Annotated in this window: 28 protein-coding genes; 10 read left to right on the plus strand and 18 right to left on the minus strand. The window is 71.2% G+C overall.

Annotation, left to right across the window (positions count from 1 at the left end):
* Positions 1-41 precede the first annotated feature (41 nt).
* Both ACFQS7_RS14475 and ACFQS7_RS14480 read left to right on the plus strand, forming a co-directional pair.
* Positions 42-956, plus strand: a complete 915-nt coding sequence (locus tag ACFQS7_RS14475) for an EamA family transporter (protein WP_380067791.1) — start codon at positions 42-44, stop codon at positions 954-956.
* A gap of 129 nt (positions 957-1,085) precedes the next feature.
* Positions 1,086-4,694, plus strand: a complete 3,609-nt coding sequence (locus ACFQS7_RS14480; protein WP_380067792.1) for a choice-of-anchor I family protein — start codon at positions 1,086-1,088, stop codon at positions 4,692-4,694.
* Between the two features lie 39 nt (positions 4,695-4,733).
* Here the strand turns inward: ACFQS7_RS14480 and ACFQS7_RS14485 are convergent, their stop codons facing one another.
* From ACFQS7_RS14485 to ACFQS7_RS14500, 4 genes are all read right to left on the minus strand, one after another.
* Entirely contained in the window at positions 4,734-5,753 is a 1,020-nt protein-coding gene (locus ACFQS7_RS14485) for an enoyl-CoA hydratase/isomerase family protein (protein ID WP_380067793.1), read from the minus strand.
* 84 nt (positions 5,754-5,837) lie between these two features.
* The gene (locus tag ACFQS7_RS14490) at positions 5,838-6,323 is read right to left on the minus strand and encodes a hypothetical protein (protein WP_380067794.1); all 486 of its coding nucleotides are present in this window, start codon (positions 6,321-6,323) and stop codon (positions 5,838-5,840) included.
* Between the two features lie 342 nt (positions 6,324-6,665).
* Positions 6,666-7,100, minus strand: coding sequence for a phage holin family protein (locus tag ACFQS7_RS14495; RefSeq protein ID WP_380067795.1), 435 nt, complete (start codon positions 7,098-7,100; stop codon positions 6,666-6,668).
* 17 nt (positions 7,101-7,117) lie between these two features.
* Positions 7,118-7,465, minus strand: coding sequence for a hypothetical protein (locus tag ACFQS7_RS14500; protein WP_380067796.1), 348 nt, complete (start codon positions 7,463-7,465; stop codon positions 7,118-7,120).
* 135 nt (positions 7,466-7,600) lie between these two features.
* Here ACFQS7_RS14500 and ACFQS7_RS14505 point away from each other — a divergent pair, with 135 nt between their 5' ends.
* The 3 genes from ACFQS7_RS14505 (at position 7,601) to ACFQS7_RS14515 (ending at position 10,631) form a co-directional block, all read left to right on the plus strand.
* Positions 7,601-8,671, plus strand: coding sequence for an ABC transporter ATP-binding protein (locus ACFQS7_RS14505; RefSeq protein ID WP_380067797.1), 1,071 nt, complete (start codon positions 7,601-7,603; stop codon positions 8,669-8,671).
* A 65-nt stretch (positions 8,672-8,736) separates the two neighbouring features.
* On the plus strand, positions 8,737-9,471 hold the full coding sequence (locus ACFQS7_RS14510; protein ID WP_380067798.1) for a superoxide dismutase: 735 nt from the start codon (positions 8,737-8,739) through the stop codon (positions 9,469-9,471).
* 65 nt (positions 9,472-9,536) lie between these two features.
* Positions 9,537-10,631 (plus strand): SDR family oxidoreductase, encoded by a 1,095-nt coding sequence (locus ACFQS7_RS14515; protein WP_380067799.1) that lies wholly within the window; start codon positions 9,537-9,539, stop codon positions 10,629-10,631.
* Between the two features lie 37 nt (positions 10,632-10,668).
* On the opposite strand, the gene ACFQS7_RS14520 is transcribed toward ACFQS7_RS14515, so the two are convergent.
* Genes ACFQS7_RS14520 through corA form a run of 3 tightly spaced genes read right to left on the minus strand, consistent with a single transcriptional unit; the run spans position 10,669 to position 13,353 of the window.
* Positions 10,669-11,676 (minus strand): acetamidase/formamidase family protein, encoded by a 1,008-nt coding sequence (locus ACFQS7_RS14520; RefSeq protein ID WP_380067800.1) that lies wholly within the window; start codon positions 11,674-11,676, stop codon positions 10,669-10,671.
* 40 nt (positions 11,677-11,716) lie between these two features.
* The gene (locus ACFQS7_RS14525) at positions 11,717-12,307 is read right to left on the minus strand and encodes a hypothetical protein (protein ID WP_380067801.1); all 591 of its coding nucleotides are present in this window, start codon (positions 12,305-12,307) and stop codon (positions 11,717-11,719) included.
* 59 nt (positions 12,308-12,366) lie between these two features.
* Positions 12,367-13,353, minus strand: a complete 987-nt coding sequence (corA, locus tag ACFQS7_RS14530; protein WP_380067802.1) for a magnesium/cobalt transporter CorA — start codon at positions 13,351-13,353, stop codon at positions 12,367-12,369.
* 121 nt (positions 13,354-13,474) lie between these two features.
* Here corA and ACFQS7_RS14535 point away from each other — a divergent pair, with 121 nt between their 5' ends.
* From ACFQS7_RS14535 to ACFQS7_RS14545, 3 genes are read left to right on the plus strand one after another with little or no spacing between them, the layout of a single operon-like run.
* The gene (locus tag ACFQS7_RS14535; RefSeq protein ID WP_380067803.1) at positions 13,475-14,446 is read left to right on the plus strand and encodes a Bug family tripartite tricarboxylate transporter substrate binding protein; all 972 of its coding nucleotides are present in this window, start codon (positions 13,475-13,477) and stop codon (positions 14,444-14,446) included.
* A complete protein-coding gene (locus ACFQS7_RS14540) occupies positions 14,439-14,927 on the plus strand; it encodes a nucleoside deaminase (RefSeq protein ID WP_380067804.1) in 489 nt (162 codons plus the stop codon). The genes ACFQS7_RS14535 and ACFQS7_RS14540 overlap by 8 nt, the downstream gene beginning before the upstream one ends.
* 48 nt (positions 14,928-14,975) lie before the next feature.
* Entirely contained in the window at positions 14,976-15,830 is an 855-nt protein-coding gene (locus tag ACFQS7_RS14545; RefSeq protein WP_380067805.1) for an alpha/beta fold hydrolase, read from the plus strand.
* Positions 15,831-15,967: 137 nt separating this feature from the next.
* On the opposite strand, the gene uraD is transcribed toward ACFQS7_RS14545, so the two are convergent.
* The 5 genes from uraD to ACFQS7_RS14570 all read right to left on the minus strand — a co-directional run bounded on the left by uraD (position 15,968) and on the right by ACFQS7_RS14570 (position 18,672).
* Complete coding sequence (gene uraD / locus ACFQS7_RS14550) at positions 15,968-16,465, minus strand: 2-oxo-4-hydroxy-4-carboxy-5-ureidoimidazoline decarboxylase (RefSeq protein WP_380067806.1); 498 nt, start codon at positions 16,463-16,465, stop codon at positions 15,968-15,970.
* On the minus strand, positions 16,462-17,139 hold the full coding sequence (gene mtnC, locus ACFQS7_RS14555; RefSeq protein WP_380067807.1) for an acireductone synthase: 678 nt from the start codon (positions 17,137-17,139) through the stop codon (positions 16,462-16,464). The genes uraD and mtnC overlap by 4 nt, the downstream gene beginning before the upstream one ends.
* Positions 17,136-17,672 carry an acireductone dioxygenase gene (locus tag ACFQS7_RS14560; RefSeq protein ID WP_380067808.1) on the minus strand — a complete coding sequence of 179 codons (537 nt, stop codon included), beginning with the start codon at positions 17,670-17,672 and terminating at the stop codon, positions 17,136-17,138. The genes mtnC and ACFQS7_RS14560 overlap by 4 nt, the downstream gene beginning before the upstream one ends.
* Position 17,673: 1 nt before the next feature.
* On the minus strand, positions 17,674-18,291 hold the full coding sequence (locus ACFQS7_RS14565; protein WP_380067809.1) for a methylthioribulose 1-phosphate dehydratase: 618 nt from the start codon (positions 18,289-18,291) through the stop codon (positions 17,674-17,676).
* A gap of 120 nt (positions 18,292-18,411) precedes the next feature.
* Complete coding sequence (locus ACFQS7_RS14570) at positions 18,412-18,672, minus strand: twin-arginine translocase TatA/TatE family subunit (protein ID WP_380067810.1); 261 nt, start codon at positions 18,670-18,672, stop codon at positions 18,412-18,414.
* Positions 18,673-19,065: 393 nt separating this feature from the next.
* Between ACFQS7_RS14570 and ACFQS7_RS14575 the strand changes: the two genes are divergently transcribed.
* Positions 19,066-20,040 carry a TerC family protein gene (locus ACFQS7_RS14575; protein ID WP_380067811.1) on the plus strand — a complete coding sequence of 325 codons (975 nt, stop codon included), beginning with the start codon at positions 19,066-19,068 and terminating at the stop codon, positions 20,038-20,040.
* A gap of 10 nt (positions 20,041-20,050) precedes the next feature.
* Here the strand turns inward: ACFQS7_RS14575 and ACFQS7_RS14580 are convergent, their stop codons facing one another.
* The 6 genes from ACFQS7_RS14580 to ACFQS7_RS14605 all read right to left on the minus strand — a co-directional run bounded on the left by ACFQS7_RS14580 (position 20,051) and on the right by ACFQS7_RS14605 (position 24,917).
* Entirely contained in the window at positions 20,051-20,860 is an 810-nt protein-coding gene (locus tag ACFQS7_RS14580) for a dienelactone hydrolase family protein (protein ID WP_380067812.1), read from the minus strand.
* A gap of 133 nt (positions 20,861-20,993) precedes the next feature.
* Positions 20,994-21,965: a Bug family tripartite tricarboxylate transporter substrate binding protein gene (locus ACFQS7_RS14585; protein ID WP_380067813.1), complete on the minus strand. Its 972-nt coding sequence runs from the start codon at positions 21,963-21,965 to the stop codon at positions 20,994-20,996.
* 89 nt (positions 21,966-22,054) lie between these two features.
* Positions 22,055-22,552: an OmpA family protein gene (locus ACFQS7_RS14590; protein WP_380067814.1), complete on the minus strand. Its 498-nt coding sequence runs from the start codon at positions 22,550-22,552 to the stop codon at positions 22,055-22,057.
* Positions 22,552-23,769: a cupin domain-containing protein gene (locus ACFQS7_RS14595; RefSeq protein WP_380067815.1), complete on the minus strand. Its 1,218-nt coding sequence runs from the start codon at positions 23,767-23,769 to the stop codon at positions 22,552-22,554. The genes ACFQS7_RS14590 and ACFQS7_RS14595 overlap by 1 nt, the downstream gene beginning before the upstream one ends.
* Before the next feature lie 178 nt (positions 23,770-23,947).
* Entirely contained in the window at positions 23,948-24,427 is a 480-nt protein-coding gene (locus tag ACFQS7_RS14600) for a fasciclin domain-containing protein (protein WP_380067816.1), read from the minus strand.
* Between the two features lie 127 nt (positions 24,428-24,554).
* On the minus strand, positions 24,555-24,917 hold the full coding sequence (locus ACFQS7_RS14605) for a hypothetical protein (protein ID WP_380067817.1): 363 nt from the start codon (positions 24,915-24,917) through the stop codon (positions 24,555-24,557).
* Between the two features lie 516 nt (positions 24,918-25,433).
* Here ACFQS7_RS14605 and ACFQS7_RS14610 point away from each other — a divergent pair.
* Positions 25,434-25,664 carry a hypothetical protein gene (locus ACFQS7_RS14610; protein ID WP_380067818.1) on the plus strand — a complete coding sequence of 77 codons (231 nt, stop codon included), beginning with the start codon at positions 25,434-25,436 and terminating at the stop codon, positions 25,662-25,664.
* The last annotated feature ends 19 nt before the right edge of the window (positions 25,665-25,683 follow it).

Here is a 25,683-nt window from a genome sequence, read left to right on the forward strand (position 1 = left end):
GCGGTTGACGCGACGGAGGCGGCACCGCAGCCTGGGTACGGATGATTCTCTCGCCCCTCTGGCTGCCGGTGACCCTGGCGGCCGCGCTCTTCCAGACCTGGCGAACGGCCATGCAGCAGAAGCTGCGCGGCCAGCTTTCCGTCAATGCCGCGGCGGTGGTGCGCTACCTGTACGGCGTGCCGGTCGGGGCGCTGATCCTCGGGCTTTACCTGGCGCTGTTCGGCGGCACCTTGCCGGCGCTGAACTGGTCCTTCCTGGCGCTGGCCGCGGCCGGCGGGCTGGGCCAGATTCTCGGCACCAACCTGCTGATCATGGCCTTCGGCCACCGAGGCTTCGCCGTCGGCACGGCCTATGCCAAGACCGAGGCAGTGCAGGGCGCCATCCTGGCGCTGGTGCTGCTGGGCGAGCGCATCTCGGCGCTGGCCTGGGTCGGCATCGCGGTCGGCGTCGGCGGGGTGCTGTGGCTTTCGCTGGCCGGCAAGGCGCGCAACCTGGGAGAAGTGCTGCGGGCCACGGTGCAGCCGGCGGCGCTCTGTGGCCTGTCCGCCGGTTTCTTCTTCGCGCTGACCAGCGTGCTGGTGAAGGCGGCAAATCAGGCGCTGCCCGGCGATGACCCGATCCTGCGCGCGCTGGTCACGCTGGTGGTGGCGAATATCCTGCAGACCCTGATGCAGGGCGGCTGGCTGCTGGCGCGGGAGCCGGCACAGTTGCGCGCCGTGTTCGCCACCTGGCGCACCAGCGCCCAGGTCGGCGCGCTCTCGGCCTGCGGCTCGGCCTGCTGGTTCACCGCCTTCGCGCTCGCCCCGGTCGCGCTGGTGCGGGCGGTAGGGCAGGTAGAGATCATCTTCACCCTGCTGTTCAGCCGCTTCTACCTGAAGGAGAAACCCACCGCTGCCGAGATCATCGGTGTCTGCGTCGTGGTGGCGGGCGTGGTGCTGGTGCTGGTCGGACGCTGAATCCGCGACCCCGTATGGTCGCGATCTGATGAAGCCCTGTCCATGTTCTCTTCATAAATCCAAGCAGGAAGGTATGCCAATGGCGCACTACCCCGGGCTCCGCCACACGCGGAAGCACCGGAGACAACGATGTCGGACAGCCTGTCGAATGCCGCGCCGCGGTTCACCATCGGCCATACCGCCGCAAACGGCAGCCTGGCGCGCGGCGCCGAGGTCGCGGCCTTCGACAGCCGTACGGGCCTGGTCTTCATCGCCGCGCCGGCCGGCATCGACGTTGTCGACCCCTCGACCGGCCTGATCATCGGGACCATCGACACCGCCGGCTACGGAAGGGTCAACAGCATCGCCGCCCGGGACGGCGTGCTCGCTATCGCCGCCGAGGCGGTGCCGAAGACCGATCCGGGCATTGTCGCGGTGCTCGACATCGCCTGGCAGGACGGACATTTCGTGTCGCAGGAGCGCTTGACCGCCGGCGTCGGCGCGCAGCCAGACCAGATCGCCTTCGATGCCGGCGGCTCGCGGTTGCTGACCGCGAACGAGGGCGAGCCCGACAGCTACCTCGCCGACGGCATCGACCCCGAAGGCTCAGTCAGCATCATCGACGTCGCCACCGGCACGGTGCGCACCGCCGGCTTCGGCAGCTTCAACGCGCTCGACCGCGACCATGACGGAGTCAACGACCTTGTCGAGCAGGGCGTGCGGATCTTCGGGCCCGGTGCCACCGTGGCGCAGGATCTCGAGCCGGAATACATAGCGGTCGACCCGAACGACCCGAACACCGCCTATGTCACGCTGCAGGAAGCCAATGCCATCGGCGTGCTGGACATCGACGGCGGCCATGTCACGAAGATCATACCGCTCGGGTCCAAGGATCACGCGCTGCCCGGCGAGGCGATCTCCGCCTCCGACACCGACGATGCCTTCCTGCCGCAGAACTTTCCGGTCCGCGGGCTCTATCTGCCGGATGCGATCGCCGCGGTCGATATCGGCGGCACGACCTACCTCATCACCGCGAACGAGGGCGATGCCCGCGCCGACTGGCCCGGCTTCAACGAGGAAGCGCGGGTGTCCGACCTGCGCCTCGACCCGGTGGCCTTCCCGGATGCCGCCGCCCTGCAGGCCGATGACGCGCTCGGCCGGCTGACGGTGACCACCACGCTCGGAGATCGCGATGGCGACGGCGATTACGAGGCGCCCTATGCCTTCGGCGGCCGCAGCTTCAGCGTCTGGACCACCGACGGCACGCTGGTCTTCGACAGCGGCACCAGCCTGGACGAGATCATCGCCACGACGCAGCCGGCGAACTACGACGAGAACCGCGACGACAACAAGGGCGTGGAGCCCGAGGGCCTGGCGGTCGGCACGCTCGACGGCGAGACCTACCTGTTCGTCGGGCTGGAGCGCGCCAACGGCACCGCCGCCTTCCGGATCGATGGGCCGACCGCCTTCACCTATGCCGGGTTCCTCGGCGCTGAGGGCGATGTCGGGCCGGAGGTGATCGGCTTCGTGCCCGCCGCCGCCTCGCCGACCAGGGAGGCGCTGCTGGTCGCGCCGAACGAGACGAGTGCCACCACCAGCATCTTCGGCCTCGGCCAGGGCGCCGGCGACGATGGCGATGCCGGTGGCGGCAGCTTCACCCTGCAGATCCTGCATGCCTCCGATTTCGAGGCGGGCGCTGAGGCGGTGCTGCGGGCGGGGAACTTCGCCGCCATCGTCGACGTGCTGGAGGACCGCGCCGCCAACAGCCTGACGCTCTCCTCGGGCGACAATTTCATCCCCGGCCCCTTCACCGCGGCCGGCACCGATGTGAGCGTGCGGGACGAGCTGATCGCCTTCTACGAGCAGAGCCTCGCGCTGCCGGCCGGCAGCCTGGCCGGCTTCGCCAGTCCGCCGAATTTCAACCAGGTCGACGTCGCGGTGCTGAACGCCATCGGCGTGCGGGCGAGCGCGATCGGCAACCACGAATTCGACCTCGGCCCGAATGCGCTGGGCCTCGCGCTCGACTTCACCGCGGCCGCCGGCGCGGCGCCGGCCCTGTCCGGCGTGACCAGCATCGGCGCGCAGTTTCCCTATTTGGCGGCCAACCTCGATTTCAGTGGGGAGCCGACGCTGGCATCGCTGTTCACGCCCGAGCTAAGCGATGCGGCGCGCTACGCCACCACCGCCGAGGACCTCGCTTCCGCCGCCGCGATCGCCGCCGAGCGCGACGACCGGCAGATCGCGCCCTGGTCCACGGTGCAGGTGAACGGCGAGACCATCGGCCTGCTCGGTGCCACCACGCAGGTGCTGGAAGGCATCTCCACGGTCGGCGGCGTGCAGGTCACCGGGCCGGACGAGAACGACATGGCGCAGCTCGCCGCCACCCTGCAGCCCTATGTCGACCAGATGACCGCGCAGGGGATCGACAAGATCATCCTCCGGTCGCACCTGCAGCAGTACGCCTTCGAGCTCGAGCTGGCGACGCGGCTGTCGGGCGTGGACGTCATCCTCGGCGGCGGCAGCAACGGGGTGTTCGCCGACGCGACCGACGTGCTGGAGGACGGCGACACCGCCGACGAGGCCTATCCGGTGTTCCGCACCGGGGCGGATGGAAAGCCTGTCGCGGTGGTGAACACCGACGGCAACTACGCCTATGTCGGCCGGCTCGTCGTCACCTTCGACGCGGAGGGTGCCATCCTTCCCGACAGCGTCGATCCCGCGGTCTCCGGCGCCTACGTCACCACCGATGCCGGCGTCGATGCGGTCGCCGGCGACGGTGACGGCGTGCTCTCCCAGGCTGAGCGGGACGTCCTCCTCGCCGACGGCACCCGCGGCGGCGAGGTCAAGCAGCTGACCGACGCGGTCGGCGCGGTGATCGAGGCGAAGTCGGGCAACGTCTTCGGCTTCAGCGACGTGTTCCTGGAAGGCCGCCGCAACGAGGTGCGCTCGGAGGAGACCAACCTCGGCAACCTCACCGCGGATGCCAACCTTCTCGCGGCGCAGGCATACCAGGCTGCGAACGACGGGCTGGAAGCCCTGCCCGTGCTCATCAGCGTCAAGAACGGCGGCGGCATCCGCGCCGAGATCGGCGCCGTGCAGGGCCAGCCGGTGCCGGAGGAACTTCCGCCGCAGCCGGGCGGCGCGGTGAGCCAGCTCGACATCGAGAATTCCCTGCGCTTCAACAACGAGCTGTCGCTCGTCACCCTCGATGCGCAGAACCTGCTCACCCTGGTGGAGAACGCACTGCGCGGCGTGGCCCCCGGCGCCACGCCGGGCGGCTTTCCGCAGGTCGGCGGCCTGGCCTTCAGCTTTGATCCCGCCCGTCCGGCCGGCGACCGGGTGGTGAGCCTGGCGGTGGTCGACGGCGCGGGCGAGGTGGTCGACACGGTGGCCTCGGGCGGCGCGCTGGTCGGCGATGCCGGCCGCGACTTCCGCGTCGTCACGCTGAACTTCCTTGCCGGCGGCGGCGACAACTACCTCGGCACGACCGACACCGTCACCGGCAACGAGGTGACGGTCGAGGACCGGGTGGATCTGGTCCGCGCCGCGGCGCCGCGCACGGGGATGGCCGACTTCGCCGCCGATTATTCCGAACAGGACGCCCTGGCCGAATACCTGGCCGAGCGCTTTGCCACGCCGGATGCCGGCTATGCCCTGGCCGATGCCGGCCCCGAACTCGATCTGCGGATCCAGAACCTGGCCTTCCGGGCGGATACCGTGCTGGCCGCGGCGGCGCCTCCTGCGGATTGGTGCTTTTGAACCGGTCCGGCCCGCGCAGACCCGCGGGCCGGCTCGACCCTATCCGGCGAACAGCGCCTCGACCGCCGCCGGGTCCACCGCCTCGATGCTGGACGGGGTCCAGGACGGCTTGCCGTCCTTGTCCACCAGCACGCTGCGGACGCCCTCGCGGAAGTCCGGGTGGTCGTTCACCACGCTGCGGCCGAGTGCCAGCTCCATCTCCAGACACTCGTCGAGCGTCGCGCCGGCACCGCGGCGGATGAGCTCGAGCGACACGCAAAGCGAGGTCGGCGACATCCGTCGCAGGATCGCGGTCTGCTCGCGCGCCCAATCGGTGTCCTCGGCGTCGAGCGCCGCCAGGATCGCCGGCATGCTGTCCAGTCCGAAGCAGCGGTCGATGGCGGCGCGGTGCGGCGCGAAGGCAGCCTCGGGCGCCGGCTCGGCGAAGCGGTCCAGCACCGCGATGTCGCCCTCCAGCAGGGCCGTGCGCAAGGCGGGCAGCTTCGCCTTCGTGACATAGTGGGTGGCAAGGCCGGCGTGCACCGCATCGCCGCCGCGCAGCCGCGTGCCGGTCAGCGCCAGCCAGGTGCCGATCGCGCCGGGCAGCCTCGGCAGGACGTAGGAGGTGCCGACATCGGGGAAGAGCGCGATCGCCGTCTCCGGCATCGCCAGCATGGCGGATTCGCTGACCACGATCGGTGCGCCATGCACCGAAAGCCCGATGCCGCCGCCCATGCAGAAGCCGTCGATCAGCGACACCCAGGGCTTGCCGAAGGTGGCGATCCCGCGGTTGACGGCATACTCCTCGGCGAAGAACGCCTCGATCGCCGCGGCGTCGCCGGCGATCGCCAGGTCCCGGATGCGGCGGACATCGCCGCCGGCGCAAAAGGCCTTGCCGCCGGCGCCTTCGAGCACCACCAAACGCACCGCTGCATCGCCCTTCCAGGCATCGATCGCCGCCTGGAAGTCGCGGATCATGGCGAGGTCGAGGGCGTTGAGCGTCTTCGGCCGGTTCATCAACAGCGTGCCGGCGGCACCTTCGCGGCGCGCCAGCACGGTCGGTTCAATCGTCTCGCTCACACCGCGCTCCTTCGGGGGCAATCCAGAGCGCGCCGGGTAGCGCCTCGGCAGGTTGCAGGCAACCCGCCGACGCCGTCATCCCGGTCAGTAGAAGTTATAGTCACCCTGACCCAAGGCATTGCCGTTCATCGATTTCACGAAGATCTCGTAATCCTGGCCCGTCGCGGCGCTGTGGATCACGTAGTACTGCAGCTTCTCCGGACCGGTGATGTATCCCCGGGTGATGGCGAAGGCCTGCGCCGCATCGGAGCGCGCCACGTCGAGCGTCAGGGTCGAGCCGGCGCCGAAGCCGGTGAAGCTCAGGAAGTCGTTGTCGCCGGCCAGATACATGCCGGCGCCGCTGAAGTCGTAGATGAAATCCTGCGCGGCGGAGCCGAGTGCGGCGTCGAAGTCGCTCAGCTTGAAGCCGAAGGTGTCGTTGCCGGCACCGCCGTAGAGGTAGTCGACGCCCTGGCCGCCATGCAGCTTGTCGTTCCCGGTGGTGCCGCTGATGCGGTCGCTGCCGCTGGTGCCGATGATCGCGCCGAAGGCGTTCGGGGCGGTGGCGACACCATTCACGTAGGCGTCCATTTTTTGTATCTCTTTCCAACTAAATGAGCATCATTGCTCACGAGAAAGAGAAATAACTTCAGGTTGATTGTTCATCAATAATCAAAAATATCGAAATAGCTATGATTTTGAGATTTTGTCTCGAATTCGGATCAAAATCCGTCTTGGCGCTGGAAAAGCCAGCCTTCCCAGCAAATTATCACGAAATAGTGAATTATCCGCGTGGATGTATATAATTTCGGAGTGAAATGATCAGGAACGCATGCACACTGCTTGCCGGATAGGCCACGGTCCGCAGGGCATGATGAAAAGGGCACGTCGGCCTGGGCCTTGCCCGCGTCCCGTCGCCATCGGTGGCGCGCCTTAGCGGCGCGCCACCAGCCCGACAATCGCGGCGGTCAGCGCCGCGCCGATCAGTCCCTTCTTGGCCGATTGGCTGCGCAGCAGCGGCAGGACCATCGCCGCTCGCGCCGTGGTGTCGCCCACCTGACGCAGCGCATCGTCCCGCACCCGCGTCGCCTCGACCGAGATCGGGTCTTCCGCGTGCCGCACCGCCAGCCACCCGAGCAAGGCGACAAGCACCAGGTCGACGCTGGCAACCATCAGGGCCGCCACCATTGGGTCACGCCCGCGTGCCAACCAGATCAAAGCCGCGACATGCAGCATGACCAGAAGCATCAGGAAGAAGATGGCCGCGGCCGCGCCGAGGCCTGCCTGGATGGCATAACCCCGGCCGGTCCGCTTCCAGCGCAGCGCCTCCGCCTGGGCAGCCAGGCGGAGCAGGCTGAACATCCGCATGCGCTACGCCTCCCGGCTTAGTGGCGGTCGCGCGGATAGACGTAGGTGTTGCCGCCCATCAACCGCCCGATCAGGTAACCGGCCGCCGCGGCGATCGCGACCGCGGTCAGCGGGCGTTCCCGCACCGTGTCGGAGATCGCGTCGGCCTGGTCCTCGATGGTCTCGCGGGCACGGTTGGCGTAGTCGGAGACCTGATCCGCGGCGCCGGCCAGCGCCGGGGTGACCCGCTCCTCCATCAGCCGCTCGACCTGAGCGCGCAGCTTGGCGAGTTCGTCCTTGGCATCCTCGCCGACCTTGGTCGCCGAGGCCTCGGCCTGGTTCTTGATGTTGCGGGCGTCGTTGGTGAAATCATTGGCGGCGCTCATGGCGTGCTCCTTCCGCTGGGGTAACTTGCCGACGGAACGCCGCCGCGCGGCCAGGGGTTCCACGCGACGTGGTCCCACCTTGCACGCACACGGCGCCGGGTGCGAAGCCTGCCACGCCATATCCGGGGGAGTCGCATGGACGCGCCGCTGCTGCGCTTCGAGGCCGTGCGCAAGCCGGCGCTCGGCCTGCTCGGCATCGACCTGGTGGTGCCGCGCGGTGGCTGCACGGTGCTGCTCGGCCCGCCGGGCGCCGGCCAGGAGGGCGTCTTGCGCCTGCTGGCCGGACTGGCCTCGCCCGATGCCGGCCGCGTGCTGCTGGACGGCGCCGAGCTGGACCGCCAGCCGGCCGGCTGGCGCGGCTTCGGCCTGTTCCAGCCAATGAACGGCATGCCCGCGAGTCGCACGGTCGAGCGCCTGGTGACCGAACCCGTGCTGGCCCTGCCTGCCTCGCAGCGTGCTGCGCATGTCGCCCGCGCCCTGACCCAGTTGGGGCTGGACGGGCAGGAGGCGGCTCGGCTCGGCGATCTCGGGCCCGTGCCGCGGCGGCGCCTGGCGTTGGCCCGGGCGCTGGCACCGCAGCCCGCGGTGCTGCTGCTGGACGAACCGCTGGAGGGGCTGGACCACGCCACCCGGGCCCGGCTGGCGCTGGACTGGCGGGCGCTGTTCCGCCGCATCGGCCTGACCGTGGTGCTGGCGACGCGAGAGCCGGCCGAGGCCATGCTGCTGGCCGACCACCTCGTGGTGCTGGAAGCCGGCGAGGTGGTGCAGCAGGGCACGCCGCAGCAGGTCTACGACGATCCCGCCACCGGCTTCGTCGCCGGCCTGCTGGGGGAGAACAACCGGCTGCCCGGCACGGTGACGGCTTTGGAGGACGAGGAGTGCCGGGTGCGGCTCGATTGCGGGCCGGAGCTCTGGGCGCGCCGTGCCGATGCCGCCGGCCCGGGCAGCCGCTGCATCGTGGCGATCCGGCCGGAACGCGTGGCGGTGGCGGCGATGAGCGCCGAGGAGATGGGCGAGGGCGCGTTGGCGGCGGCGCTGCGCGACGTGATCTTCCTCGGCGACCATGTGCGGTTGCTGCTGGAACTCGGCCGTGGCGGCGTGCTGGTGGCGAAGCGCCCGGCCGGCAGCCGGATGCCGCGGATCGGCGGGCCGGCGAGCGTCGCCTGGGACCCCTATGCGGCCTTCGCCTTCCGCGCCTTGCGATAGCCGGATGGCCTTGGTAGCGCCGCTGCCCAACCCAATTGCACCGCAACAACCCTGGGAGACCGCCGATGTCGCTATCCGCCAGCCGCCGTGGCCTGCTGCTCGGCGGCGCCGCGCTGCTTGCCGCAGCCCCGCGCCGCGTCTTCGCCCAAGGCCCGGCGCCGGCCGCGCCGACCGGTCCCTTCACCCTGCCGCCGCTGCCCTATGCGCTGGAGGCGAACGAGGCGGCAATCGACGCCCGCACCATGCAGATCCACCACGACCTGCACCACGCAGCCTATGTGAACAACCTGAACGCCGCGGTGAAGGACCACTCGGCGCTGCACGCCCTGCCGATCGAGGAGATGCTGGCGAAGCTGCCCGAGCTGCCCGAGGGCATCCGCAACGCGGTCCGCAACAACGGCGGTGGCCATGCCAACCACACGATGTTCTGGGGCGTGATGGGCGGCAAGGGTGGCCAGCCGACGGGTGCGCTGCTGGCGGCGATCGACCGCGACCTGGGCGGCATCGATGCCTTCCGCGCCGCGGTCGAGCGGGCCGGGAACACCCAATTCGGCTCCGGCTGGGCCTTCGTGACCGTCACGAAGGACGGCAAGCTGGCCATCGTGCAGAAGCCCAACCAGGACACGCCGCTGATGGACGGCGGCCGGGTGCTGCTCGGCAACGACGTCTGGGAGCACGCCTACTACCTGCGCTACCAGAACCGCCGCGCCGAATACACCAGGGCGTGGTGGAACGTGGTGAACTGGGATGCGGTGGCGCAGCGTTACGCGGCGGCGATGGCGGGGACCCTGAAGGTCTAAGGCAGGGGAACCGGCGCGGGGGGTGTCGGTTGAGGCCGCACCCCCCGAAAGCTTGAGGTATCCCCATGCCGCAAATCCGGCTGAAGCCGCTGTCGCAACAGACCATCGTCATCACCGGCGCGAGTTCCGGCATCGGCCTCGCCACCGCGCGGCGTGCCGCCCGCGCCGGCGCCCGCGTCTTCCTGATCTCCCGCAACGAGGCTGCGCTGCGCACCATCGCCGAGGAATTGCGCGGCCGCGGTGCCCAGGCGGATTTCGCGGTGGCCGATGTCGGCGATCAAAAGGCGCTGGAAGCGGCGGCGGAGAAGGCCAGCCAGACCTTCGGCGGCATCGATTCCTGGGTGAACGACGCGGGCACCAGCATCTACGGCACGCTGGAGCAGACCCCGGTCGAGGACCAGAAGCGGCTGTTCGACACCAACTACTGGGGCCTCGTGCATGGCTCGTTGATCGCGGCAAAGGCCCTGCGCGGCCGCGGCGGCGCCATCGTCAACATCGGCAGCGTGCTGTCGGACCGGGCGATGATCCTGCAGGGCACCTATTCGGCCACCAAGCATGCGGTGCGCGCCTTCACCGAGGCGCTGCGGATGGAACTGGAGCGCGACGGCCGGCCGATCAGCGTGACGCTGATCAAGCCCTCCGGCATCGAGACCGGCTTCCAGGACCATGCGCGCAACCTGCTGGACAGCCCCGGCGTGCGGGTGCCGCCGCCGGCCTACGAACCCGACCTGGTGGCGCGCGCCATCCTGCATGCCTGCGAGCACCGCAAGCGGGAGATCGTCGTTGGCTTCGGCGGCCATGCGATCTCGCTGCTGGGCGCGGCTTTCCCGCGCGCCACCGACCTGCTGATGGAGACGATCGGCTACCCGGCGCAGGTCAGCGACAAGCGGCCGAAGCCGGAGCGCGCCGACAACCTCTACCAGCCGCGCGAGGACGGCACGGAGAAGAGTCTGACGCGGCCGGTCTCGCCGGTACGCAAGACCAGCCTGTTCCTGGAAGCGCAGCTGCATCCCGCCTTGACGGCGACGGTGCTGGCGGGGCTCGGCGCGCTGGTGCTGGGCCTCGGCGCGGCGCGGCGGGCGGGTGCCGGACGGATGGTCGTGCCGGCGGCGCGGCACCTGGTGCGCGACGCGCGGCGGCAGGTCCGGCGCTTCGTCTGACCTAAGCGGGGGCGGCTGATGCCGCCCCCTTTGCGCCTCAGAACAGCAGGCCCTTGCGCAGCATGCCGTGCACGCCCTTTTCGCCGTTCACCGTCTGCGTCACGTGGAAGTCCACTGCCAGACTGCAGATCTGGTAGGCATCGGCGGCCGAGAGGTTGGAACGCGAGACGATGAAGGCGATCATCTCGCGCAGTGCCGTCTTCATGGCGACGTCGAGATCCTCGTGCATGCCCATGCTGATATAGTGGGTCTTCGTCTCGGCGCGCGGGTATTTCAGGATCGGATCGCGGGCGCCGCCGCCCTTCTCCAGGGACAGGCGGAAGTGGCCGGTCAGGCACATCTCGAGCGCGTTGATGCAGACCTCGCCGTCGCCCTGCACGCCATGGCCGTCGCCGGCCGAGAAATTCGCGCCGGGGACGAAGACCGGCAGGAACAGCGTGGCGCCCTCGCCGCATTCCTTGTTGTCGAGGTTGCCGCCATGCGCGCGCGGCTCCTTCGTGCTGATCGTTCCCCATTCCGGCGGCGGCGCCACGCCCATGACGCCGAAGAAGGGCGCCATCGGGATGGTCACGCCCGGGCCGACCGGCACCTTGCAGGTCATCGCCGCGCGGTCCACCGGGATGTGCAGCACGCGGTGGTAGGGGAAGTCCTCCGGCAGGGTGCCGACCAGCGGGCGGAAGGCGCAGAAGCCCCAATCGGCGCCGAGCTCGATCTTCTCGATGTCCACCCGCAGCACGTCGCCCGGCTCGGCGCCCTTCACCGCCACGGGGCCGGTCAGGATATGCGGGCCCATCCGCGGCACGCCGGCGGCCTGGATGGCGGCGAGCTTCTCCGGGACCTGCAGCCCGCTGCCGGCGGGGGGCATGACCTCCTTCGCGCCGGAGACGCATTCAAGGATGACCAGGTCGCCGGGGTCGACCTCCTTGACCGGGGCAAAGGCGGCATCGAAGGCGCCCCAGCGGATATTCGGGATGGTCGGTTCGATATGATGCGTGGCCGGCATGCTGGTCCCCGGGATGATCGTGGCGGTCGGATTGCCCCGCATGGATGCAAGCTGGAGGCCGGGCTGGCAAGCGGCGCCGCGCCTAGTCCAGCCCCAGCGCCCGCCGCAGCACCGCCTGGTCGGCCGGGCAGAGGCGCGACAGCCGGGCGTATTCCTCTGGGCTGTCGATCGCCGCATGGCCGGCATCGCGGGCGGCCCGCATTGCCGCCAGCGCCGGCTCGATCGCCTGTCGCAGCCCGGCCTGCAGCTGCGCCACCGCCGCCGCCGCGTCCGGCCCGTGCCCCTCGGCCCGCGGCGCCCAGGCCTCGGCCGCCCGGCGCATCGCCGTGGCGGCCCGGCGCAGCGTCGCCTGGTTGAGCGCGGTATGCCGCCGCTCATGCGCCTCCACCGCTCGCCAGAGGCAACCGCCGCGCGGGACCTCGCGGGCGATGCGGATGCCGTGCTCGGTCTGCGCCAAGCGCAGGTCGATGCGCGCCGGCCGGGCGCAGGTGCCACCCGGCGTTTCCCGCCAGCGCGTGTCGATCTCGCTGCCCCATTCGACGCGGGATGCGGTGAGCCCGAGATGGTGCAGCCGCGCCGCCTGCGGCAGGCCGCTTGCCGCCTGCAGCGCCGCGGTGCCATCGATGGCCGAAAGGGTGGGCATCGGGTCGGTGACCGCCAGCGTCACCCGCACCGTACCCGCCGGGCAGCCTGCCGCCTGGACCGGTCCCGCCAGCAGCGACGTGAGGACGGCTAGAGCCAGCCCTTGCGGCGGAAATAAACAATGGGCAGCACGGCGGAGACGACCATGAGGCCGAGCGCCATCGGATAACCGAGATCCCATTGCAGCTCCGGCATCCTGGCGAAGTTCATCCCGTAGATGCTGGCGATCAAAGTCGGCGGCATCAGCGCCACGCTGGCGACGGTGAAGGTCTTGATGATCGCGTTCTGCTCGACATTGATGATGCCGAGCACGGCGTCTAGCAGGAAATTCGCCTTGCCGTTGAGGAAATTTGCGTGCTCGACCAGCGAACGCACGTCGCGCACCAGCGACTTGATCAGGGTCTGGTTCTCCTTCCGCACGGCGATCGCCTTCTCGGCGGTCACGAAGGTCAGGATGCGCGACAGGCCGAGCAACGTCTCGGTCGCCCGCGTCGTCACCTCCCCCACCTGGCCGAGCGTGATCAGCGCGTCCTTCAGGTCGGCATCCTTGCGGGTCGCCTTGACCTTGGCCTTGGCGGTGCGGAAGGCGGCCTGGCTGGCGCGGTCCATGTCGGCGGCGATGCGTTCGAGTATATCGGCCAGCCGGTCGACGATCTGCTCGAACAGATGCAGCATCACCCCGTCCGAGGTGCCCAGCATCATCGTCGGCGTCCGCTGGCAGCGGGCGCTGAACACGGCAAAGGCCTTGGGCGTCGCATAGCGTACGGTGATCAGCGCGGTGGTGCCCAGCACGAAGGTGATGGCGGTCGAGCCCAGCTCGCCGCCCTCCACGCCATAGAGGAATGGCGCGGTGAGGAACAGCACGTCGCCTTCCTTGTAGATGCGGGAGGAGCTTTCGATCTCCTGCATCTCTTCCCGCGTCGGGATCTCCAGTCCCAGGGCGTCCTGAACCTGGGTCTCCTCCTCCTGCGTCGGGGTCAGCAGGTCGATCCAGACCGCGCGCCGCAGGGAGGCCGCATCCTGCGGACCCTCGCGCACCAGCAGATGGCCGTTCTCGACGGTGTAGGTGGTCAGCATCTGGGTGCTCCCGGCCGCTCGGGTCGCGGCTGTCTAGCCTTAGCCGGCTAGCGAGTCACCCCTTGGCCCGCCGCTTGCTTTTCCCGGCCCGACCCAGGCGTTCTCGGGAAAGGCAACCATCATGCGCCGTCTGCTGCAGCTTTTCGGGGCAGTCGCCTGCCTTGCCCTCGGGCAGCCGGCCTGGGCCGTCGATCCCTGGCCGACCAAGCCGGTCCGCATCGTCGTGGTCTTCCCGCCCGGCGGGTCGTCCGACATCGTCGCCCGCGTCCTGGCCGAGGCGCTCGGGCCGAAGCTCGGCCAGCGGGTGGTGGTGGACAACAAGCCGGGCGCCGGCGGCACCTTGGCGGCGCTGCATGTCGCCCAGCAGCCGGCCGACGGCTACACCCTGATGCTGAGCAACACGGCGCCGATCGTCACCTCGCCGCCGCTCTATTCCAAGCCGGGCTACGACCCGCAGGCCTCCTTCACCCATATCGCCTATCTCGGCGCCACCCCGATGGTGGTGGTGACCAACCTCTCGGTCCCGGCGCAGGACCTCAAGGGGCTGATGGGCTGGCTGCGCGCCCAGTCGCAGCCGGTCACCTTCGGCACCTCGGGGGCCGGCTCGGTCGGCCATGTGGTCGGCACGATGTTCACCGCGCAGACCGGTATCCCGCTGAACCACGCGCCCTATCGCGGCTCGCAGCCGATGCAGGCCGATCTGCTCGGCGGGTCGATCCTGCTGTCCTTCGACACGCTCCCGGAGAATGTCGAGAACATCAAGGCCGGGCGGCTGCGTGCCCATGCGGTGACCGCGACCGCGCGGGCGGCCAGCGTGCCGGATGTCCCGACGGCCACCGAGGCCGGGTTGCCCGGGCTGCTGGCGCAGAACTGGCTCGGCCTCTCCGCCCCGGCCAACCTACCGGCGCCGATCGTCGCGCGGCTGCATGCGGAGGTCGCCGCGGCGATGCGGACCCAGGCGATGCAGGACCGGATGGCCGGCGTCGGCATCGTCCCCGGCAGCATGACCCAGCCGGAATTCGCCCGTTTCGTCGGCGAGCAGATCGACACGGTGGGCGGCATGGTGAAGTCCATGGGTATCAGGAATGACTGACGACGACTTCCTCCGCCGCGCCATCGCGCTTTCGGCCCAGGCCGCGGCGACCCCGGGCAGCGAGCCCTTCGGCGCGCTGGTGGTCAAGGACGGCCAGGTGGTGGGGGAGGGGTTCAACCGCTCCCGCGCCCGGCTCGACCCCACCTCGCATGGCGAGACCGAGGCGATCCGCGACGCCTGCGCCAATCTCGGCACGCTCGACCTCGGCGGCTGCGCGCTGTTCTCCTCCTGCGAGCCCTGCGCGCTTTGCGTCGCGGCCATGGAGATCGCGGGCATCGCGCGCGTGGTCTATGCGGCGTCGCTGGCCGACAGCGCGGTGGCGCTCGCCGCCGTGCCGCGGGAGAAGCGTCGCGGCGGCGACGTGGCGGCGCTGCGGCGGGAGGCCGGCGCGCCGATCGGCCAGGGCCGCATCCCCGCCCGCCAGGCGCTGGTGGCGGAAGCCGTCACGGTGCTGGAGGCCTGGGCCAAGGCACCGGGTTGATCGCGGCGAGTGCTGGTGCTGTCCTTCCTGCCCAGGGAGGATGCCGGCATGGACATGCGGAAGCTGCAGACGGGGCCGGGCCTGGTCTTCGACGTCTCGGTCGCCGGCGACCCGGCGGCGCCACTGGTGCTGCTGCTGCACGGCTTTGCCGTCTCCCGCCATCTGTACGACGCGCAGGTGCCGGCGCTGGGCGCGGCCGGCTACTTCGCCGCGGCGCCGAACCAGCGCGGCTATTCGCCGGGCGCGCGGCCGGACCCGAAGGATGTGGCGCAATACGACATCGAGCGGCTGATCCAGGACGTGCTGGACCTGGCTGATGCGCTGGGCGGGGCGGGCTGCCGCTTCCATCTGGTCGGGCATGACTGGGGCGGGAGCCTGTCCTGGGAGATCGCGGCGCATTGGCCGGCCCGCATCGCGTCCCTGACCATGCTGTCCCGGCCGCATCCCGGCGCCTTCGCTCGCGCGCTCGCCGAGGACCCGGAGCAGCCGACGCGCTCGCGCCACCACAAGGCCTTCCTCGAGCCCGACGCGGTGCCGAAGCTGCTGGCCGACGACGCCGCCTGGCTGCGGGTGCGGCACAGGGCGCAGGGCATTCCCGCGGCGCAGACCGAGAAGCACCTGGCGGTTCTCGGCAACGTCCCGGCACTGGAGGCGGCGCTGGCCTGGTACCGCGCCCGCGGCACGGTGCACCGGCCGATCCCGAAGATCAGGGTGCCGACGCTGTTCATCTGGGGCGATAGCGACGACACGGTGGGACGGATGGCGGCCGAGGGCACGGCGGATTTCATCGCGGCCTCCTACCGCTTCGTCGAATTGCCGGGCGTCGGCCACTATGCGGCGGACCAGGTGCCGGAGCGGGTGAACGCGCTGCTGCTGGAGCACCTAGCGGCGCATCCGGTGTGAAAGGTTGGGGCGGGAGAAGTATTCCCTCCCCAGACCCCGCCCTTTCCTTTTGTGGGTCGGGACTGGCCGTGCGGCAGGTGCCAGCCCACAAAAACAGAGGTGGGGCCTGGGGAGGATACTTCCTCCCCAGCCTTGCTTCACTCCTGCGCCGTCGTCCCGAACCGGTCGTGCAGCCGCAGCAGCAGGATCCGGCCGATCTGGCGCACCGCCTCGGCCCGCTCGGCTTCCGGCGTATTGCCCAGCCTTGCGGTGAACGCGGCCAGGATCTCGGCGGCGCTGCGGTCGCGCACCGCCATGATGAAGGGGATGCCGAAGCGGGCGCGGTAGTCGGCGTTCATCGCCAGGAAGCGGGCCCGCGCCGCCGCATCCAGCGCATCCAGCCCGGCCGAGCCCTGTTCCCTCGCGCTGTCCGCGGTGACCGCGCCCGTCTCCAGCAGCTTGCCGGCGAGGTCGGGATGGCCGTCGAGGAACATGGTCAGCGCCTCGTCCCGCAGCCCGTGCAGCACCGCGGCGAAGGACGCATGCAACGCCTCGGCCGAGCCGCAATCGGGGCCGAGCGCCCAGACCGCCTCGACCAGGTCGGGCCGGTTCTCGAAGACACTGCCGAAGCGGGCGAGGAAGTCGTTGCGCGTCATGCCGCCGGCAGCCCGAAGGCCTCGGCGACGGTGGGGAAGTCGGTGGCCTCCGGGTGCCGGCCGGAGCCGACCGTGCCATCCGCCGCGCGCACCAATTGGCAGGTGGCCAGCCCGGCCGCGGCAGCGGCGTCCAGTTCCTCCGCCACGTCGGAGAGGAACAGGATCTCGCGGGGTGGCAGGCCGAGCTTGGCAGCGATCGCCGCATAGCTCGGTGCCTCCCGCTTGGCGCCGACCCGGGTGTCGAAGAAGCCGGCGAAGAGCGGCACCAGGTCGCCGGCGGCGGAATGCCCGAACAGGTCGCGCTGCGCCTCGACCGAGCCGGAGGAATAGACGGCGAGCGTCACCCCGGCCGCGGCCCAGGCGCGCAGGCAGTCCGCCACATCCGGCCAGAGATGCCCCTTGAGCTGCCCGTCGGCGTAGCCCTGCCGCCAGATCAGCCCCTGCAGCGCCTTCAGCGGCGTCGCCTTGGCATCCGCCGCCATCCAGCCGCGCAAGGTCGCGGCGGCGTCGTCGCCCGGCACCTCCGCCAGGATCGCCGCCACCGCGGGGTCCCGCGCATGGGCCGCGAGGAATCCGTCCAGCGCCGCGGCGGCGAAGGGAAACAGCCGGTCCTTGACGAAGGCGATGCTGGTGGTGGTGCCTTCGATATCCAGCAGGACCGCCTTGGGCGTCACGCCGCGACCGGGAAGCGCGTCGCCATGTCGGTACCCGTGAAATGCGCCACCCAGCCGGACTGGTCGGTGAAGACCCGCAGCGCGGTGAAGCGCGGCTGCTCGCCGGCGTCGAACCAGTGGCGGGTATTGGCCGGCACGCTGATCAGGTCGCCCTGCACGCAATGCGCGTCCCAGACCTTGCCGTCGACATGCATGACGAAGTCGCCGGCGCCGCGGACGAAGAAGCGGACCTCGTCCTCGGTGTGGATGTGCTCGTTGAGGAATTTCTCCCGCATGGCCGCGGCCTGCGGGTGGTCGGGCGTCAGGCTGATGACATCGGCGCTGCCCGCGCCGGTCTCGCCCATCAGCCTGTCGAGGTACGGGCGGTAGGCCGCCAGCACCTGCTCGTTGGTCGCATCCTCGGGGACGGCGACGCCTTCCCAACGCTCGAAGCGCACGCCGATCTTCCCGAGCGCGCCGGCGATCTCCGCGGCATCCTCGGTGGTCAGCACGGGGCGGCCGCTCTCGGCCTCCCAAACGGTCAGTCGGCTCATCTCAGGCGGCCCTCCTTGCCTCAAGCTCGCAGGCGAGCATGAATTCCAGCGCCTCCAGCCGCAGCAGCGCGATTGGCATGTCGGCGCCCCAGACATAGATGCCGTGGCCCCGGATCAGGTAGCCCGGCGGGGTCTCCCCATCGGCATCCCAGCGAGTTTCCACCGCGCGCTGCAAGCGGGGAATGTCCTGGTCGTTGTCGAAGACCGGCAGCGTGATCGCCGCGTCATGCGTCGGCAGGCCGGGAAACGCCTTCAGGAGTTCATATCCGGCCAGCGGGATGGCGTCGCCCCCCGCCCGCGACAGCATGGTGACCGCCACCGAATGGCCGTGCAGCACCGCGCCGGCCGCGGGGAAGCGGCGATAGATCCCGCAATGCAGCCCGGTCTCGGCCGAGGGCCGGTCGCCGGCGCGCAAGGGCTGGCCATCCAGCCCCACCCGGATCACCCCATCGGCGCCGAGGAAGCCCTTGTGGCCGCCGGACCGGGTGATCGCCACTGCGCCATCGGCCAGGCGGACGGAGAGATTGCCCGCCGTCGCCGGCACCCAGCCGAAGCGGTCCATCCGCCGCCCGGCGGCGATGATCGCCGCGGTCGCGGCGGCGAAGGCCTCGTCGGACATCCTGCCATCCAGCACGCGAAGCAGGCGCCCCCGCGCACGGGAAGCGCCCTGGCCTCGCCCATAGGTCAAAATTCGGGCCGGCGCGGCGGGGCTTGGCCCGGCCGCGTCCGGCGCGCGGCCTCAGGCGGCCGGGCGGCTCGTCGTGGTGGCGGCGGGCTCGGCCTGGCCCGCGGGGCCGCCGATGCTGCCGGCCGGCTTGGTCGCGGCCGGCGGTGCGCTCTCGGCGAGCGAGGCGTCGGGCTCGTCCTCCTTCATGTTCTTCTTGAAGGATTTGATGCCGGTGGCGAGGTCACCCATGAGGTTGCTGATCTTGCCGCTGCCGAAAAGCAGCAGGACGACCAGCAGCACGATGAGCCAATGCCAGATGCTGAAGGAACCCATGTGACGCCCCGATAACCTTGTCTGTTGTCGCCTCCCGCGCCGTCCGGTCCGATGCCCGAGGTCCGTTAGCGGGAGGCGGCCACGCCCTGCCCCGGTCGGCGACCGCGGCCATGCCGCGTGCTCCCCTGGGCCCTGCCTTGGCTCCCGCGCGGACACTAGTGCGCCACCCCGGACGGCGCAAACCGTCAGATGGGCCGGCGACGGCGACGGGACAACGGGCTTGAAACCGGATTCGCGTCTCCCCACCTCGTTGCCCGTCCGGGCCCCTCTGGCGGCGCCGCGGTCCCAGTCTGGGCCGGGCGCAGCGATGTCGGACACGCGCAACGTCGCGCGTCCGGGTCCGTGGCTGCCGATGCGCATGCTGCCTCCCGCCGCGCCAGGGAGGACCATGCGATGGAACCCACCTTCTGGTTCTGGGCCATCTTCAATGCCGCCGTGCTCGGCCTGCTGCTGCTCGACCTCGGGCTGTTCGCCGCGAAGGATGCCAATGGCGACCCGGCCCCGGTGCCGGTGCGCACCGCCCTGCTGAAATCCGCCGCCTACGTGGTGCTGGCGCTCGGCTTCTTCGCCTTCCTCTGGACCTCCTACGGGCCGGAGGAAGGGCGGCAGGCGCGGGCGCTCGAATTCCTCACCGGCTATGTCATCGAGTGGTCGCTCTCGGTCGACAACATCTTCGTCTTCGTCCTGATCTTCGCCCGCTTCGGCGTGCCGCCGGCCTACCAGCACCGGGTGCTGCTCTGGGGCATCCTCGGCGCGCTGGTGATGCGGGCGGCGATGATCCTGCTCGGCACCGCCCTGATGCGGGAATTCGACTGGATCATGGTGGTCTTCGGCCTGTTCCTGGTCTGGAGCGGCTGGAAGATGCTGCGCTCGGTCGGCGCCGAGGCGGGCGACCCGCGCGACGGCGCCGTGCTGCGCCTGCTGGAACGCCGGCTGCCGGTGACCGACGGCTTCCGCGGCAAGGCCTTCGCCGTGCGCGAGGGCGGCCGCTGGATGCTGACGCCGCTGGCCCTGGTGCTGATCATGGTCGAGCTGACCGACCTGGTCTTCGCCCTGGACAGCATCCCGGCGATCTTCGCGGTCACCGACGACCCCTTCATCGTCTATACCGCCAACGTCTTCGCCATCCTCGGCCTGCGGGCGATGTACTTCGCGCTCTCCGGCGTCATCCACCGCTTCCGCTACCTGAAGCATGGGCTGTCGATCGTGCTGATGATCGTCGGCGCCAAGATGCTGGCCAACTACGTGGCGGGCGGCAAGGCGGTGCCGGTGGAATATGCCCTGGCCCTGACCGCGGCGGTGATCGGCGGCTCGATCGCGCTCAGCCTGTGGAAGACCCGGGGCGAGGCGCGGCCGGCGGCGGGCTGACCGGGACGGCCTACCGTGGCGCGGCGAGGGCGGCGGCGAAGAAGGCCGCGATCTCGCGCCGCGCCAGCCGCGCCCGCAGCGCATCGAAGCGCAGCGGGTCGAAGCCGGCATCGCCCGTTGCCCAGGCGACCGCCGGCCAAAGGTCGAAGCCGTAGCCGAGCGAATCATAGCCGTGCAGCGTCACCGGGTCCCGCCCCGGCGCGCCGGACGGGAGATAGAGCCGGGCGCAGCCGCCGGGCATGTCCCCCGCCCCGCCGCCATGCGGGATGATCAGCAGCAGCGGCGCCCCGCTGGTCGGGGCGCCGGCCAGGCGGTCCCGCCGCAGCGCCGCGCTGGCGCAGGTCGGGTAGAGCGCGGCATGCGCGGCGAAGCGCGGCCCGGCCCGGTCCGCTTGGGCTGCCAGCAGCGCCGCTTCCCCACCCGTCCCGAAGCCCAGCACCCCGACCGGCCGGGGCTGCCCTTCGCCGGTCGAAAGCTGCCGCAGCAGCGCGAGCAGCCCCGGCAGCAGCGCCGGGGCCGCCTCCGCCGGGTCAGGGGGGCGTGGCCGCAGCCGGTCGCCGAGCTCGATCCCCTCGGCCGCGGGCAGGTCGATCGCCAGGACCGCGAGGCCCTGCGCCAGCAGCGCCTCGGCATGGAAGCCCACCCTGGCATCGCGGCCGAGATGGTCCGGCAGGATCACCACCACCGGCCTGCCCGCGGCCGCCCAGGCCGGCTGCAGCGGCACCGGCGGTGGCTGCTCGGGCAGCAGCGGCAGGTCGCCCGCCGCGGCCGGGAGGGCGAGGGCCAGGAGCGCGACCAGGGCAAGCCGGGGCGGCGGCACGCGGGGATGCCTCCATCGCGCGGGAGCGCGGCGGCGGCATCATGGATCGGGGCGTGGCCGCAGCGGGGTTACCAGTGGCGTAAGGCAACGGCATTCCGTGCAATGTGACCGGATCGGTTTCGTATTGCCGGCGTCAGGCCTCCGCCTTGATCCCCAGCCGGGCGATCAGCCCGCTCCAGCGCGCGGTCTCGGCCGCGACGAAGCGGGTCGCCTCGGCCGGGCCGCTCGCCACCACCTCGAAGCCGCCGGCGTCCAGCACCGCTCGGACCTGCGGCTCGGCCAGCGCCCTGGCCGCTTCCTCGGCCAGTCGGGCGATGCGATCGGCCGGCATCGAGGCCGGGGCGATCAGCGCGTTCCAGGCATAGCTGGCGGCATCGGGGAAGCCGGCCTCGGCCAGGGTAGGGACCTCGGGCGCCTGCGGGATGCGGCGTTCCGCGGTGACCGCCAGCGCCCGCACCCGGGCTTCGCGCACCTGCGGCAGGATGGCGGCGGAGGCGACGATCATCGCTTCGATCCGCCCCGCCACCAGGTCCAGCGTGGCCTGCGGGAAGCCGCGATAGGGGACGTGCACCATGTCGAGCCCGGCCCGCGCCATCAGGTCCGCCATCGCCAAGTGCCCGCCCGAACCGGCGCCGACCGAGCCGAAGGACAGCTTCCCCGGATTGGCCCGGGCATGCGCGACGAAGCCGGCCAGGTCGCGCGCCGGGACGTCCGGATGCACCACCAGGATCTGCGCCGCCCGCACCAGCAGGGAGGCGACGGCGATGTCCCGCGCCGGGTCGTAGGGCAGATCGGGGTACAGCGCCTTCGCCGTGCTGAGCGGCCCGTTGATGGTCAGGCCGACGACATGGCCGTCGGTCGCGGCGGCCACCAGCCCGGTGCCGATATTGCCGCCGGCGCCAGCCCGGTTCTCCACCACGCAGGGCTGGCCGAAGGCGCGGCTGAGATGCGCCGCCACCGCCCGGCCGGTGGTGTCCGGGGTGGAGCCGGGCGGGAAGGGCACGATGAAGCGCAGCGGCCGGTCCGGCCAGGCCGCCTGAGCCGAGGCCCGACCAGCGAGGAGCAAAGCGGGGGTGGCGAGCAGCGAGCGGCGGGCGATGGTCATGGCGGGCGTCCTGTGGCGGGCCCCGGCGGGCGGCGGCATTGCCCTGGCGTCATGGCCGGGCCGGGCGCCGGCGGCAAGCCGTCCCGCCGTCAGGGCTTCGCCGCGGGCGTCTCGACCGGGGCGCGGGGCGGCAGCGGCAGCGTCGCCGGGAAGGGTGGCTCGGCGCCCGCCCCGGCCGGCAGCAGCACCACCGTCACGCTGCGCTCCGCCGGCACCGCGCCGCGGGCGAAGGCCGAGCGGCGCGCCTCGGCGCGGATCCGGTCGCGCTCGATGCCGAGCTTGGCCAGCGCCGCCGCCACCGCCCCGGCCCGCTTCGCCGCGAGCTGCAGGCCGGCCTGGGCGCCGCCCTCCTGCGGTCCGGCATGGCCGAGGACGCACAGGTTGCGCCCCGGCTCGCGCCTGGCCCGGTCCGCCGCGGCGGCCAGGTTGGTGCGGGCGGCCTCGCCCGGCGTCGCGGCGTCGCGGGCGAAGGGGATGGCGAAGGCGTCGTCCTCCAGCTGCTCGGCGCCGATGCAGGTGAAGGGGCGTGGCTGCGCCAGGGCGGCGTTCGGCAGGAACGCCGCCAGCAGGAGGAGTGCCGGGACCATCACGCCGCGGCCAGCAGGCCGGCCTCCCGCAGCCGGGCCAGGAGCGCCGGCGCGTCCACCGCCGGGTGGGCGGCGCGCAATTCGGGCTCCGCCACATCCGGGCGGGCCAGGATCCAGCTGGCCGCCTCGGCCTCCGGCGGCGCCAGGGGCAGCGTCCCGCCAGCGGTCTTCAGCACCCAGTCGGTGCCGCGCCGCACCGGCTTCGCGCCGGGCGAGAGCACCTTCCAGGCCGGCGCCTCGGCATCCCCGGCCGGCGATGCGGCACCCAGCCCGCGCGCCGCCAGGAGGTCGTGGCCACCCCGCGTGAAATGGTAGTCGGCGACGAAGCGTTCCAGCACCTCCATCACCTTGGGGTCGCGGCAGAGCTCGGCCAGCCGCTGGCCGAGCTGGCCGGCCCGGGTGGTAAGGGCGAATTTGGCCGCCGCCGAGCCGTCCTGCCGCGGCAGCGGCTTGCGGAATTCGGCGTCGTACAGCGCCCGTTCGTGCAGGATGTTCAGCAGGTCCATCCCCAGCGGCGCATGCAGGCCGAAGGCGACATGGACCGAGGCCGGGGCCTCCGCCAGCGCGTCGTGGTACCAGCCGCGCGGCAGGTACAGCAGGTCGCCGGGCAACAGCCGCACCTTCTCCCGCAGCCGGCCCTTGGCCTGTTCGTGCTGCGCCTGGCCGGGGGTGCGGAAGACCGGGTTGGCGATCGGCCAGTCGGCGCGGCCTTCCCAGACGTTCCAGGTCTTCTCGCCCTCGACCTGCACCGCCCAGACGTCGTGGGTGTCGTAATGCGCCGGGAAGGCCTTGTGGCTCTGCCAGGATATGTAGACGTTGCCCTGCGCCTTGCCGAGCCCGGCGCCCTCCAGCGCCTCGCTGACCGCGACCAGGCCGGGGGTCAGGCTGTCGACGTCGTTCAGTACCACGCTCGCGCCGCGCGCCACCCAGTCCCGCACGCGGGCAGCGACCGGCTGCAGCACCGCGGCATTGTCGCGGCTGGTGGCGCGGGTGCAGTACTGCTCGGGCGGCACCGGCGTGCCGTCCATCACCAGCTGCAGCGACTGGCCGGACCAGATATGCGTCATGTCCAGCAGCCGGTTGATCTGCCGCCAGGACAGCACATGGGCGAATTTCGCCAGCCCCCCCCTGACATGCAGCGGCTTGCGGTCGTGGTACTCGGCGAAGAACCGCTCGGGAGTCAGCGGGGCCAGCAGTTCGGCGAAGGTCATGCTCATGGAAGGAAACCTAGCCGATCCGGTGGCCGCAGGTCATGCGCCCATGCGCTTCGGGCGGGCCGATCCCGTCGGACATCGCAGACCGATGCCCCGGCGCCACGCAGCGGAACGCCGCCCGGCATCCGCCGGACGGTTCTCACCGCGCCAAGCCGCCCGCCATGGGTCGGGCGGCCTGCGCTCAGCGCATGCCGATCGGGTGGTCGACCTTGTGGATGATCCCGTTGTCGGCGCGGATATTCATTTGTACGACCCTGCCATGGTTGTCGATCGTGCCGGCGCCCATGCCGGTCGCCTCGACCTCGATGGTCGAGCCGGCGAGGGTCTTGGCGGTCGCCGTGGTGTGCTCGGTGCCGAAGATGGCGGTCCGCTCACCCGGCAGGACATGGCCGAGGACGAAGGCACGGAGACGCTCCTGGTTGCCATCGAGGCCGCGCATCTGCGACGGCCCGACCATGTCGAAGGCCCCGTTGGTCGGCGCCAGCACCGTGATCGTCTGCGGCCCGGCGAACTGGCTGGCGACGCCTGACTTGTCGACGAGGCCGATGAAGGTGGTGAGATTGGGGTCGGCCCGCATCGTCTCGAGCACGTCGGCCGCCTGCGCGACGCCGGCGAAGCCGAGACCCAGCATGCCCAGCATGAGCAGTTTGCATGACCGCATGATGTTTTCCTCCGCCCTTGGATGGCCGAGCCAGATCAGGGGGTCGGACGATGGCGGACTTTGGCAATCAATATCGGAAATCGGTCGAATGCCGTCGGTTCACACAGGCCACGGCGCCGGTGCTGCCTTAAGGGGGCGGTCCCTGGGTTTCGAACCGCGTCCATTTCCGCGCCGGCGGCTTCGGGAAGAGCTGTTCGAGCACCTCGAGCGCCGCGCTCACCAGGGCCTGCCGCTCGGCGGCACGCCCGTCGATGCGTTGCGGCGTGGCGGTCGCCACATCCCGTAGCAGGGACATCTCCCGCGTTCCGGGGCGGAGCCGCGCCGGGCTCATCGGCTGCTGGCCCGGCACCAGCAAGGCGGAGCGCGCCGCCTCCCGCGCCGCGGCCAAGGCGAGGCTGGGTGCGCGCTGGTCGAGCGCGACGCGCATCACCTCCATCCCGGCGGCGATCCGGTCCTCTAGGCTGTCCTGGTAGGCGACGCGGCGGTTCATGCGATTCCATCCTTCCTGGAATGGTTGCGCTGTACCCGCCTGTCCGCCGGCCTGCCGTCCGCTTCCGTACCGAGTCCCGTGGCTGGCGGCAGGCCGCCGGCTCAGCCGAACAGCCGCGCATACTCGCGCCGCCTCCGCGCCTCCCTGCCGCCCGCGCCGGGTGCGTCAGCAAGCGATTGATCGGATATGGGTATGAGACGAGACAGGGTCGCTACGAAAACGTACGCCCGCACAGCGTTGTTGCACTGGAGACCCTTGGTGGGGCGGTATTCGCAGCGCGGTGCGCTGCCGCATCACCTCGCAGCCCACCCCGGCATTGGCTCCTCACCTGCAGGTTGTTTTGATGGCATAGGCGAGAAGATGTCGGCCGTTGCGGATCGGGGCCATTGCGGACGAGGCGCTGCTCGACTTCCCCCTGCAGGGCGGCGGCAGCGGGGTGGATAGGGCGCGGGCGCTGCACGGGCGCTGCACGGGCGCTGGGGCGTGCCCTCGATCTTCGCCGGCCGCCAGCGATAAGTGGCGCGGCAGACGCGCGACGTCTCCCACGGCCGCATCCAGGAGCCCTGTGCGGTCGAGACCACGCTGCGCAGCGTCGAGGCGGGGTGCGCGGTGATGGGCAGCACCCCGGCCGCCAGCCCGCCGCAGGGGTTCGACATCTTCACCACCGGCGGGCGATCCTGGCGGGCGCACGCCTGCAACGGTCGTGGTGCCGCCGGGTTGTCCCCGGGCCGCACCCTCCCGACCTAGGCAGGGCGACGCCTGAGGA

The sequence above is a fragment of the Dankookia sp. GCM10030260 genome, from assembly GCF_042666655.1.
In the GTDB taxonomy this organism is placed as follows: domain Bacteria; phylum Pseudomonadota; class Alphaproteobacteria; order Acetobacterales; family Acetobacteraceae; genus Paracraurococcus.